Origin of the sequence: Noviherbaspirillum soli, assembly GCF_015352955.1 — a bacterium.
GTDB classification, from domain to species: Bacteria; Pseudomonadota; Gammaproteobacteria; order Burkholderiales; family Burkholderiaceae_D; genus Noviherbaspirillum_A; species Noviherbaspirillum_A soli.
On record NZ_JACYOX010000026.1, the window covers coordinates 37,790 to 50,305 of the forward strand.

11 protein-coding genes and 1 tRNA gene are annotated in these 12,516 nt (G+C 57.0%); 1 reads left to right on the plus strand and 11 read right to left on the minus strand.

The genetic code is table 11. The features are described from left to right. Window positions 1-8 precede the first annotated feature (8 nt). The 10 genes from IGW04_RS17330 to petA form a co-directional block, all read right to left on the minus strand. A complete protein-coding gene (locus IGW04_RS17330; RefSeq protein WP_228527167.1) occupies window positions 9-2,624 on the minus strand; it encodes a D-(-)-3-hydroxybutyrate oligomer hydrolase in 2,616 nt (871 codons plus the stop codon). 1,003 nt (window positions 2,625-3,627) lie between these two features. After that, on the minus strand, window positions 3,628-5,271 hold the full coding sequence (locus IGW04_RS17335; protein WP_194714338.1) for a family 16 glycoside hydrolase: 1,644 nt from the start codon (window positions 5,269-5,271) through the stop codon (window positions 3,628-3,630). Between the two features lie 369 nt (window positions 5,272-5,640). Further along, entirely contained in the window at window positions 5,641-5,802 is a 162-nt protein-coding gene (locus IGW04_RS17340) for a hypothetical protein (RefSeq protein WP_194714339.1), read from the minus strand. 239 nt (window positions 5,803-6,041) lie between these two features. Beyond that, window positions 6,042-6,299 carry a hypothetical protein gene (locus IGW04_RS17345; protein ID WP_194714340.1) on the minus strand — a complete coding sequence of 86 codons (258 nt, stop codon included), beginning with the start codon at window positions 6,297-6,299 and terminating at the stop codon, window positions 6,042-6,044. Next, window positions 6,264-6,339, minus strand: a tRNA-Thr gene (locus IGW04_RS17350). Before IGW04_RS17350 ends, IGW04_RS17345 begins: the two co-directional genes overlap by 36 nt. A gap of 18 nt (window positions 6,340-6,357) precedes the next feature. Beyond that, on the minus strand, window positions 6,358-6,840 hold the full coding sequence (locus IGW04_RS17355) for a ClpXP protease specificity-enhancing factor (protein ID WP_194714341.1): 483 nt from the start codon (window positions 6,838-6,840) through the stop codon (window positions 6,358-6,360). Between the two features lie 109 nt (window positions 6,841-6,949). Continuing rightward, window positions 6,950-7,561: a glutathione S-transferase N-terminal domain-containing protein gene (locus IGW04_RS17360; RefSeq protein ID WP_194714342.1), complete on the minus strand. Its 612-nt coding sequence runs from the start codon at window positions 7,559-7,561 to the stop codon at window positions 6,950-6,952. 98 nt (window positions 7,562-7,659) lie between these two features. Then, the gene (locus tag IGW04_RS17365) at window positions 7,660-8,418 is read right to left on the minus strand and encodes a cytochrome c1 (RefSeq protein WP_194714343.1); all 759 of its coding nucleotides are present in this window, start codon (window positions 8,416-8,418) and stop codon (window positions 7,660-7,662) included. Between the two features lie 19 nt (window positions 8,419-8,437). After that, window positions 8,438-9,841 (minus strand): cytochrome b, encoded by a 1,404-nt coding sequence (locus IGW04_RS17370; RefSeq protein ID WP_194714344.1) that lies wholly within the window; start codon window positions 9,839-9,841, stop codon window positions 8,438-8,440. 3 nt (window positions 9,842-9,844) lie between these two features. Then, window positions 9,845-10,453: a ubiquinol-cytochrome c reductase iron-sulfur subunit gene (gene petA / locus IGW04_RS17375; protein WP_194714345.1), complete on the minus strand. Its 609-nt coding sequence runs from the start codon at window positions 10,451-10,453 to the stop codon at window positions 9,845-9,847. Window positions 10,454-10,710: 257 nt separating this feature from the next. On the opposite strand from petA, the gene mscL reads away from it, so the two are divergent. After that, complete coding sequence (mscL, locus tag IGW04_RS17380) at window positions 10,711-11,163, plus strand: large conductance mechanosensitive channel protein MscL (protein WP_194714346.1); 453 nt, start codon at window positions 10,711-10,713, stop codon at window positions 11,161-11,163. A 391-nt stretch (window positions 11,164-11,554) separates the two neighbouring features. Here mscL and IGW04_RS17385 read toward each other — a convergent pair whose 3' ends face one another. Further along, the gene (locus IGW04_RS17385) at window positions 11,555-12,268 is read right to left on the minus strand and encodes a response regulator (RefSeq protein WP_194714347.1); all 714 of its coding nucleotides are present in this window, start codon (window positions 12,266-12,268) and stop codon (window positions 11,555-11,557) included. Window positions 12,269-12,516 lie beyond the last annotated feature (248 nt).

The window sequence follows — 12,516 nt, forward strand, 5'->3', positions numbered from 1 at the left end:
TTATGCCGTCAATCAGGCACGTTGACGATCGTACCGGTAGTGACGATGCGGTTTTCTGCGGCCGGACTGATCGCAATCGGCGGGAGATTGGCATCGGTCACCGTCGTCGTTGCGCTGGCACGCGGCACCGTCCGGACCACTTGGCTGGCCGGCAGCGCAGCCGAGCCATTCAGGTTGGCATAGACCGCATCGAGCGCCCGGAACAGGTAGACGTGCATGGGCACGATGGTTGCGGGAACAACGGAACTGAACACGTCGAAGTGGTTGGCATTGGTCACTTCCACGTAGCGCAGCTTGCTGGCGGCCCCTTCCACCGTGCTGTTGAGCCCGAGGTAGGCGCGGGAGGCATGATTCACCGGCACCAGATGGTCGCTGCGGCCGGCGACGATCACTGCCGGCTTGCCGCGCAGATTGCCGCTTGCCAGCACCTCCGCGACGCCGGCGCGCACCCGGCTGCTCTGCTCGGCCAGGGCGCCGGTCAGCGCAGCGTTGGTGACCGGATCGCGGCCCGTCATCAGGGAACGCAGGCACAGTACGCCGTCGAGCGACTGGTCGGCGCGGCCGGTGGAAGGCGATATGCCAACGGCGTAAGCCTTGGCGCCGCCCACCGAGTCCTCATAGACCGGGTTGCCGATGATGCCGTTCTGGGATGCGAAGCTCTGCGCCCGCTCCTCGGCCGTCAGGGCTGCCGGTGTGCCGGCGCCGTCGGTCTTGGCGAAGGTAAAGCCGCATACCTTGTCGGCTGGGGTGAACCGGCCGTAGGCATTGGCATAGGTGACGGTCACCAGGAAATTGGTGTTGGCATTGAAGCCGGCGAACGCGCCGCTCGCTGCAGCCGCCAGGGCGGTCTGGAAGGCATCGCTGTCGGCGGTCCAGCCGTAGTCACGCAGCCGCTTACGGGCATCCGCCTGCTGGCTGGCAAGATCGCTGCCAGTCAGCAAGCCTTTCTGTACCAGGCTGGTGCAGCGTCCGGCGTTGCCTGCAATGCAAGGCTGGTAGATCGCGGCGAAGCTGGAGTAGTCGTACAGCGGCTTGCCCGGCGCGACTACCGCCGCGCCTGCCTGCTGGATGGTGTAGCCATCCGGCTTGCGTGGCTGGATCTGCGGCTCGTTGGCGGCCACGCCATCGATCAGGCCCAGCCTGTCCTGTTCGGCTGCCAGCAGCGCAGCGCCGCCGCCATTGGAAATCGAGGAGGCGATAACGGTCGTGTTGGCCGGGGTGATCACGCGGGCTTTCTGACCGGCCGCACCGCTTCCGTATTCCTCGTTGAGCGCATAGAAAGCGAAGGCCACCGCGTCCAGGGTGCTCCTGCCCCAGTCCTTTTCCGGATTTTCCCGGGAATAGGCATGCTTGAAGGCGATCCGGTTGGGCAACTGTGCGTTGAGGGCGGCTGCCGTCGTGCCCGGCAATGCGGCAGTAAACAGCGATTCCTTGCCGGCAACGGCAGCAGTGGCGCGCAGGCCATTGCGCAGGTTGACGGTATCATCATTCAGGGTATGCAGGCCGGTGCCAGTGCCCTTGTCCGTGTAGGCAACGGCGCAGCCGTTCTTCAAACCCCACTCGCCGGCGGTGCCGATGGCACCGTACACGCCACGCGAACCGGACGACGCGCCGGTGACGATGCAGGGTTTGGCCTTGTCGAAGGTGGTCGGGATCTGCACCATCAGGGTGACATTGCGGCGGCCGCTGCTGTCGCCGACGTAGGTGATGTATTCCTTGCCGGCGATCTTGCCCTCGCCTTCCACGCCGGCCTTGGTCACGTTGGGGCCGTACATGGAACCGAAGCCGCTTGCGGTGGAGGCATCTATCACTGCGCGGTAATTGTTATAGATTGCATTTTTCCGCAGTTCGGCGGCGGTGGGATTGGCCTTGTCGGCATAGCCCGGTGCAGCCGCCAGCAGGCCGGTCTTGCCAAGGCCGCCGGTCAGCAGGTCGTCGCTGGCGCCATCGTAGCTGGCCACGATGATGTCCCGTATGAATTCCGGCTTGCCGTTCAGCGACAGCAGACTGTTGCTGTTGCCACGCTGAGGCTTGAACAGTGTCAGCATGCGATCGACCTCATCGCCATCCTGGTTTTTGCTAGCTGGCACAAAGACAACCGTGCGCGGGCTGGTATCGGTCACGCCGGCGATCGTACCCAATTCCTGCTTCATCAGCTTCTTGAATGCCTCTTCGGCTTCAGCCACCTTGCTGGCAGAGACGCTGCGGAACTCGCCGCTGCTGAAGCTGGCCTCCAGCGCAGAGTCGTCGGCTGCATTCAACGCCAGTTGCGCGATGGATCGGGTGAAGTTGGTCAGATTGACGCGCTTGTCTACATCATCAGCGGTCAACAGAGTGTAATAAGTACCGCTGGCGCCGGCCACCTTCAGCATGAGAGGAAACCGCAGGCCGCTGGTGGAAAAACTGAAATTGCCGTCGTCGTCGGTTGTAGCGGTGCGGCTGTTGCCGTCGACATCGCGGATTGCGATTTTCGCATTCGCAATCGCCGCGCCTTCTGCAGCCACACCCTTTATCGTCACGCCGGCCGAGGCATCATTCCCGCCGCTGCCGCCGCATCCAAACAGCGACGCGGTAACTAATGAAATGGCAAGAAGCTCGCTTATTAGTACTGTTTTTCTGGGCATACCTGTCTCCTGAATTGAATGGTCTTTCGCCTTGGATGCTTATTGCTGACATTTCGATACGCCTTGACCGGTATGCTTTTCCACCCCCAATAAACCCCGGCAATCGCAAAGGATTGCCTGCGTTAACATCAGGCATCAGCCGTTAAAGGTTGGCTGAGGCAGCTCTGACCATGGCGATACACGAGCATATTTATCGAATGACAACATTGTTAGAAATAAATCAATTGTTATAATTTGTCAACGCTTATTAACCTTTCGAAAGGTTAAAAATCTGAAACTCGAGAGATGGGAATGGGAATGAGGATGGGGATGAAAATTCCTCCCAGCTTTGTTTCAAAAGTGAAACTCACGCAGGTGAGCGATGCATCGCCCCCAACGGAGAAAAGAGGGCGGCTTATTAGGGAGTGTTATGCCAACCCCAACCCATAATGCGCCATGAAACTGTGGCTTTTTCCGCCTGGCTGCGTTCGGATCGTTGTCAATAGCTGGGCTAATGACTCTTCGCCCGTCTTGCTAGGCGAAAAAATCCATCAGTTTCATCTGGCACGTCATGGTTTGTGATTGGTATTAGAAATCTCGGGACGGTTGCTGGAAGCCTCCCCCACTGGCCATCTGCGGCGTTGCGACTGTACGCCGAAAACCCGTTACGGCCTCGTTGCCGGGCTTTCGGCGCGCGCACTGACTGGCAAGCCAATGCCGGTCTACAGGCGAATAGCATCCGATCCGCCCGTGGAAACCTTTCAGCTGGCGGGTTCCGACAACTCCCTACCCTTCTGAGATCCATAGGCTGTTTCGGCTGGGCACACCGTTGGGATCGCTGGACGTCAGCGGATCCGCCCCTATTAATTGCAGCGTCCGAATCATAAGGGCGTCGCTCCCAAGTACGATTCGGAAAGGAAAAATTGCAGTTGTTGCGCGGGCGTCATCTGCGCCTGGACCAGCGGCTTGGCGCCGGCTAATGCCATGAATATCTGGCGCAGAGTTTACGTCTCCAAGAGGCCGTTCACGGCAACGGCGTTACCTGGACCTTGGTCACCCGGACGTTGGCATCTTCAGAATACAAGCCGATGGAACCTGCAACATCCAACACCGCGCCCGTATAGTTGGCCACTTGTCGCCCATTTATCGATACCGTGACATGGTTGCCAACTTTTTCGATATCGTAAGTATTGAACATGCCTATGGCTTGCGCATTGCTTGGACCGGTGTACAGGAAAGTCTGGCCGTTTGCATCCATCGCGGTTCCTAGTTCCACGCCATTCGGTTTCAGTATGAAATAGTTCGTGGACTTGCCGGAAGCGGTGGGCAGATAGTTAAAGAAAATCCAGAAGGTTTCCCAGGAATTGGGAGCGCTATTCAATCTGATTTGCTTATCGGTGATCGCCGTAATCGTCAAATGGAAATTGCGTAACTGCAGATTGTTTGCCAGGGTTAAAGCGGCATGAGTCTCGCTCGGGATAGTTGGCGCTTTTGGATTAAGGCCGACGCCGGCGGTGGCGTCGTAGGTCACGGAGCCATAGCCATTGTATTGAGTTGTCCAGTACCCCGATGTCGTCGGCACGGTTTGCACCGTGCTGTCGGTACCCGATAAGGATGTGGTACTCGTGCTAGTGCTTGATGTCGTGGCGGAAGTCGTCGAGGTTGAAGTCGTCGTGGAGGTTGTGCTGGTAGGCGTGGTAGAGCCATCAGGCACGCTAGCGATTGCCGAATTCAGGGTTTGCAGCAGGGGCTGGGTATTTGGAATCATGTCCGGGTGAAAGTACCACCAGAAATAACCACCCACGTAGTTCGGGACGCTCAATTGTTTGCTGTAATAGCGGGTAATATATTCTGCCTTTTTTGAACTAATAGTTGTACCTGTCTCACCAAATCCGATCTTGGAATTCGGGAACATCGCATGGAGCTTGGTGAAAACCTGGTTCCAATCCGGCTTTATCCCGTTGCAATCGTCCTCGTAAAAACTTACTAGGACATAGTCCAAGCCCTGCTTCATGCGATCCGGGATATTAGTCTGCGCCCAAGTAAACATTTCATTTGCCGGCTTGGACCAGCAATCCTGGTTGTAATACAGCGTCAATTCCGTAGTTTTACCTTGGGATTTCACATAGTCATAGGCCCCTGTCATTTTCGCCACGACATCAGAAGTATTCCCGAGCCATTCGCCATTGATTTCATTACCGACCTCCCATATATCGACGTTATCTCCCAGCACGGTGACGTATTCCTTGGTCCGGTCAATATAAGCTTGTACCGAATATTGTTTTACATACATTGAATCCAGTAATTCGCCCATTACATAACTGACATCGCGAATTTTCTGAGTGGCATTCTGATAATAACTAGCCGCTACGAATTCATCGAAAACGATACGCGTGGTCGGTACTTTGCTTATGCTTTTCAACGAAGTAACGGCAGCCGACAGATTACCGATGCTATCCAGGGTGACGCCAGTCATTGGCGTAGGAATCGGCAGCGCCGGACGCGGACGACTATACACGGTCGTGGCGGCAAGCTTGGTTTCCGTTGCGGTCGGTATCGACGCAGTCCCGGACGAGGCTGTGTCTCCTGAGCCGCCACAGGCCGAAAGCATTACGACGGCGGATAGCGCGCATGGAAACCAGCTCGCAATAGAAATTTTCGAACCCATTTTTGCAATCTCCGACTAACTAGTGTTAAGAAAATTTTCTTGAAAACAAGAGCAGGGTCAGAGAATGGTGCTAAGCAATGGTTCCGAGGATAAATTAATTTCCAGTAAAAAAGAACATTAGATCCGGCAGATGGCCTTCCCATAGATTTTTGGTGCTGCATTTCCCGTTACACACATGCAAATACCAGTTTTTTCACTTTACGAATCTTTCTTCACGTATTATTCCTGGCAGAAACCAGAAATCCGCATGGAAGGTTGGATTGCACATTCTTTCTTCCATCTCCATTAAATCGTGACAAAGCTGTCAATATAAGAAAATCCTTCCCAAGCCAAAAGGGGAATGCCGAAGAGACTACACATTGTCAGTGTTCAAGACAATGCGAGCGCACCATTGAATTGCATAAATAACAGCGATTTTTCCAGGCGGGTATCCCCTACCACAAGATAGTGTCGAGCCGACTCAGTATTGATGTTCTGGCCGAACCGCACCTTGCCGGGTTTCGGCTTGAGCTGGGTTTCGGCCATCTTCATGCGGCTCCCTTGACAACGTTCAGCCCGCGCGCATTGTCGACCGCTTAATCATTTAGAGAAATCGCTCAATGTTTCCTTTTCCATGTGTAAGGCGCTTTATGTATCCCGCTGCCAAATGCGGAAAAATTGGTAGCTCATCGTGATTTCGCTAATGATGAAAAGGCACGTATGGAAATGGTATCGTGCAATAAATGGTTCTCTAACCTGGAATGGCCTTCAACTGCCTGTGCTTGCGCATGCTAAATCGGGCGCTTAATGGCTTTGCGGTCATATAAAGAATCTCTCCTTATGCGGTTTTTTGTTATCTGTTCGCTCTCATCGATAACAATATGCGCTAAACCATTTACTTTGTGGGATGAGAAAGCATTAGCAGCAGGATTAAACAGCGATACACAATCTTCAAAAACAAACGCAAAAGAAAAAGCCCAACCTTGTGGGCTGGGCTGATTGCTGGAATTGATTGGTGCCGGCTGCAGGACTCGAACCCGCCACCCCATGATTACAAATCATGTGCTCTACCTGATGAGCTAAGCCGGCAAAGAGCGAAATTATACGTTATTTGATACGTGTCAGGGTCGGGCGGCCGCCCTTTTTCGGTGGCTCCGGCGTGTCGTCCGGGGCCGGCTTGATTTCCGTCTCGGCGCTTTCCGCTTGCGATGAAGGCACCGCAGTGAGTGTCGGTTGCTCGGCTTGTGGCACGGCCGACTGTTCGCCGGAATCCGGTTTGCGGGTGACTTCAAATGCCATGCCCTGCCCGTTCTCGCGTGCGTAGATGGCTACCACGTTGTCGACAGGCACAAAGATTTCCCGCGACACGCCGGCAAAACGCGCATGAAAGTGAATGAAGTCATTGTCCATCTTCAAACCACTGGTTGCGCTGAAGCTGATGTTGAGTACGATTTCGCCATTCTTGACGAATTCCATCGGCACCTGCGTCTGGCTGTCCACCATCGCGGCCAGGTAGGGCGTGTAACCGTTATCGGTACACCATTCGTAGATCGCGCGTAACAGATAGGGTTTGGTTGACGTTTCTGACATGGTTCAGGGTTACCGGCTGACACGAAAAAGGATGTCTGTGGGCAGATGGCGCTGCTTACGCAGGCGCCATCTGCACCATAGGACAGGAACAGACTGAGAGCAACAGCAATTACCGGCGCATGACCTTCTCGGACGGCGTCAACGCCTCGATATAAGCCGGACGCGAGAAAATGCGTTCCGCATATTTCATCAGTGGCGCAGCGGTCTTGGACAGCTCGATGCCGTAATGGTCGAGACGCCAGAGCAAGGGCGCGACTGCGACGTCCAGCATCGAAAACTCGTCACCCAGCATGTACTTGTTCTTCAGGAACAGTGGCGCCAATTGCGTCAGACGGTCGCGGATTTCATTGCGCGCCTTGTCCAGGCTCTTGTCGCCCGCCTTGGTCTTTTCGTTTTCCAGCGTATGCACGTGGATGAACAACTCTTTTTCAAAGTTGAACAGCATCAGGCGCGCGCGTGCCCGCATCAGCGGATCGGCCGGCATCAGTTGCGGATGCGGGAAACGCTCATCGATGTACTCATTGATGATGTTGGACTCATAGAGCACCAGTTCACGCTCGACCAGAATCGGCACCTGGCCATATGGATTCATCGTGGAGATGTCTTCCGGCTTGTTGAACAGGTCGACATCACGCACTTCGAAGTCCATGCCTTTTTCAAACAGGACCAGGCGGCAGCGTTGGGAAAATGGGCAGGTTGTGCCCGAATAGAGAACCATCATTTTTGCAGTTCCTTAAAAACAAATAGGGTGAGGCCGGAACGCCTCACCCCTGGATCACCTGTCGCCTGCCGGAAAAAGCAGGTGACAGGCCAGACTCTTTATTTGACGCTCTTCCAGTAGCTTGCGCTCAAACGCCATACCAGCACCAGCAGGATACCCATGAACAGCAGCACCCAGACGCCCAGTTGACGACGCTTGTTCTGCGCCGGCTCGGCCATCCAGCTCATGTACGACACCAGATCGGCTACCGCGGTATCGTAATCGAGCGCAGACATGGTGCCTGGCTTGACCTGTTCGAAACCGGCAAACTTGTGTACGACCTCGCCAGTGTGCTCATCCTTCTCTTCGACAAACTTGGCATTGCGGATACCCTGCAGCTGCCACAGCACATGCGGCATGGCGACGTTCGGATAAACCAGGTTGTTCCAGCCGGTTGGGCGGCTGTTGTCGGCGTAGTAAGTGCGCAGGTAGGTATAGATGTAGTCGGGGCCGCTGCCGGCTTCGGATGCCTTGGCGCGCGAGATGACCGACAGGTCCGGTGGCGCGGCGCCAAACCAGGCCTTGCCGTCGGCCGGCGTCATTGCCGACTTCATCAGGTCGCCCACCTTGTCCGTAGTGAACAGCAGGTTGGCCTTGATCTGGTCTTCCGACAGGCCGATGTCGCGCAGGCGGTTGTAGCGCATGGCCGACGCCGAGTGGCAGTTCAGGCAGTAATTGACGAACAGCTTCGCGCCGTTCTGTAGGGAAGCCAGGTCGGTGCGCTCAGGCGCGTGGTCCAGCGGAAAACCGCCTTCGCTTGCCAGCGCGAACGCTGGCAACAGGACCAATGCCGCAATCAGTTTCTTGAAAAATTTCATTCTTGTGATCCTTTGCGGCTTAGTGCGGATGGAACGTAACGCGGCTCGGGACCGGCTTGAACTGGCCGGCGCGGCTCCACCATGGCATCAGCAGGAAAAAGCCGAAGTAGATGAAGGTGCAAACCTGCGACAGCAAGGTACGGCCGGCGGTCGGCGCCTGCACGCCCAGGTAGCCCAGCACGACGAATGTGATGCCGAAAAGGATCAGCACATATTTGTGCCAGGTGGGGCGATAACGGATGGAACGCACCGGGGAATGATCGAGCCAGGGCATGCCGGCCAGGATCACGACCGACGCACCCATCAGCACCACGCCCCAGAACTTGGCGTCAAACACCAGCATGCCGATGATCACGGCCAGGCCAACCACGGCCGCCACCATTTTCATCGCGCCGGACAGGCGGGATTTCAGGATCAGCAGCGCGACATAGGCAGCCACACCTGCGATCAGCGCATACATGAATTGCGAGGTGGTGGCGCGCAGCACCGAGTAGTACGGCGTGAAGTACCAGACCGGGGCAATATGCGGCGGCGTCTTCAGCGAGTCAGCCGGCAGGAAGTTGTTGTATTCCAGGAAATAACCGCCCATTTCCGGCGCAAAGAAGATCACTGCGCTGAAGATCGTCAGGAAGATCACGACGCCGAACGCATCATGCACGGTGTAGTACGGATGTGAAGGGATCGCGTCGACCGGATGGCCGTCAGGACCGAGGTTGTCCTTGACTTCGATGCCGTCCGGATTGTTCGAGCCCACTTCATGCAGCGCGATCAGGTGGGCGGCAACCAGGCCCAGCAGCACCAGGGGAATCGCGATCACATGGAAGGCGAAGAAGCGGTTCAGGGTGGCGTCGGACACCACGTAGTCGCCGCGGATCCACAGCGACAGGTCGGGACCGATGAAGGGAATGGCCGAGAACAGGTTCACGATCACCTGCGCGCCCCAGTAGGACATCTGGCCCCATGGCAGCAGGTAGCCGAAGAAGGCTTCGCCCATCAGCGCCAGGAAGATGCCGACGCCGAACAGCCAGATCAGTTCTCGTGGCTTGCGGTACGAACCGTACAGCAAGGCGCGGGTCATGTGCAGGTAGACCACGATGAAGAAGGCGGAAGCGCCGGTCGAGTGCATGTAGCGCACCAGCCAGCCCCACGGCACATCGCGCATGATGTATTCAACGGAGGCGAAGGCCAGGTTGGCATCGGGCTTGTAATGCATTACCAGGAAGATGCCGGTGACGATCTGGATCACCAGCACCAGCATGGCCAGCGAACCGAAGATGTACCACCAGTTGAAATTCTTGGGCGCGTAGTACTGGCCCCACTGGTCATTCCACAGTTTGCTCAGCGGAAAACGAGAATCGACCCAGTTCAGTGCCTTGGCGCTGACTGGCGCATCGGCCGGCAACTTCTTCTCCACGAATCCCATGATTTATGCCTCACCTTTCTCGTCCTTGCCGATGACGAGCTTGGTGTCGCCGGCATACATGTGACGTGGCACCTGAAGATTGTCAGGCGCCGGCTTGTTCTTGTAGACGCGGCCGGCCAGATCGAAGGTCGAGCCGTGGCAGGGGCACAGGAAACCGCCCTGCCAGTCGTCGGGCAGCGATGGTTGCGGTCCCGGCTGGAGCTTGGTGGTCGGGGAGCAGCCCAGATGGGTGCAGATACCGACCGCCACCAGGATCTCTGGCTTGATGGAGCGGTATTCGTTACGCGCATATTCCGGCGTCAGTTCGTCCGGATTGCGCTGCGATTTGGGGTCGGCAAGCTGATCGTCCAGCTTGGGCAGCGCCGAGACCATTTCCTGCGAGCGCTTCAGGATCCATACCGGCTTGCCGCGCCATTCGACGGTTCTGAGTTCGCCCGGCGCCATGCCGGCGATATCGACTTCAACCGGCGCGCCGGCGGCCTTCGCGCGCTCTGACGGCTGGAAGGTGGACACAAAGGCCCCTGCCGTAGCCAGCCCTGCAACTCCGCCAGCCGCACATGTGGCAGCAAGCAGGACACGTCGACCGGAGTCGACCTGTTTATCGTTACTCATACCAACCCCAATCAGTCAAAATGCGAAATCTGAACGAAACTTCTAGCAACCTTAAATTATATCGGACCGTCGACCTGATTTAAAGAAAATACATCTTCCGTTGTGCAATAAACATGCACAGAGGTTGATAAACGCACCAATGAGGTGACATGTTTGGTCCTGTGGGATACTGGCGCATGACAATCTGATAAAACCAGCTTCCTTATCGACGAGGGTTTCCGTCACTACCTTCTTTAACACCCATCAGGAGATTTGCAATGAGCATGCTGCAGGAATTCAAGGCATTTGCAGTCAAGGGCAATGTGGTTGACCTTGCGGTCGCCGTCATCATTGGCGCCGCATTCGGCAAGATCGTCGATTCCCTGGTGCAGGATGTGATCATGCCCATCGTGGGAAAAATTTTCGGTGGCCTGGATTTTTCCAATTATTATTTACCGCTGAATAATCAGGCCATGAACCTCACCCTGGCCGAAGCCAAGAAGGCCGGCGCCGTTCTGGCCTACGGCAATTTCGTGACCATCCTGCTGAACTTCGTCATCCTGGCCTTCATCATTTTCCAAATGGTCAGGCTGATCAACAAGGCGCGCACCCTGTCCTTCCGCAAGCAGCAGGAAGTCGAAGATGCTGCACCGGCCGCGCCGCCGTCCGAGGACATTCTGCTGCTGCGTGAAATCCGTGACGCCCTGCGTCGGCCGGAAGACCTGCGCTGATCAGGCCGGATCGGCAGCACGTCGAATCCTCGCGCCAGCAATCCTGGAAGACATTGTGGGCCGCTAGAGCGAATTTGGCCAGACTAGCCTCATGCCGCAGACCCAGGCGCGGCGCACCTCGCATCCTGCGCCCTTGGCATGCCCCTGATGCTGTAGGGCGGAATACCCGAAGGGGCATTCCGCCATGCGTGGACCAGCGAAGGTCCTGAGATGATCTTTACGGTATGCGACCGCGGTGCAATGCCCTTCGGGTATTGCACCCTACTCACCCCTAGGCGAATCTTCCAAAGGCAATCTTGCTTGGCCGGCTGATGCCAGTCAGGTTAGAAATGCGCTAAACCAGCGGCCCACAATGTCTTCCAGCCATTCCGCCGTCCGGAAGGGCGCGGCTTCAGCCCGGTTCGCGCGCTTTCAATGTCGCCATATGGAGCAAGCCGCGGCGCTGCGCCTCGAATACCGCTTCTCCGCGGGAATGCACCGACAGCTTGCCGTAAATGTTCTTCACATGGGTCTGCACCGTGCCAACCGACACCGACAGTGTCCGCGCCACCTCGCCATAGCTGTCGCCGCGCGCAATCAGGTTGAGAATCGCCGCCTCGCGCCGTGTGAGCAGCGAAGGCGCATGCGCATTGCCGGGTGGCGAGGACGATGCCGGCATGGCGTCGCGCATACGGCCGAGTACTTTCCTGGCGATCAGCGGGCTGATGGGCGAGCCGCCCGAGTGCAGGTCCAGCAATGCACGCACGATGTCCAGCCTTCCGGCATCCTTGAGCACATAGCCGGCGGCGCCGGCCTCGATGCAGGCCAGAACGCTATCCTCGTCGCTCGACATGGTGATGACCAGAATGCCGCAGTTCGGCCAGCGGTCGACGCAGGCGCGGATGACGTCCACGCCCGATCCGTCGGGCAGGCCAAGGTCGGTCAGCAGCAGGTCGACCGGAGTGGACACCAGCCAGGCCAGCGCCGGCTGAACGCTATCGAAGGCGGCAACCAGCTGGAGCGCTGGCTCGGACTTGATGGCCGCTGCGAGATACTTGCGGGTAACGTTATCGTCCTCGACGATCATGACGTTGATCGGTTGCCGGGCTGCCGCTTGCGACATCATGGTTTTCCTGTCCTTGCCGTGATTGAGCGCCGTGGTAAGCGCCCGGATGAGCGCCTTGGTCAGCGCCTCGCTGCGAACTGTCGAACGATTACCGGTAGGCGCATGCCGAAGTTACGCAATCTGGATGAAGCCGGGCCTTCGTAACATCCGGCCAGGAAAAATGCGGAGGCGACGGAGATTTCTGGCTGGTCACGGCCTTCATGGTTGCAGACGCGTTGCCACGGCAAAAGCGACACGACGGAAAACGG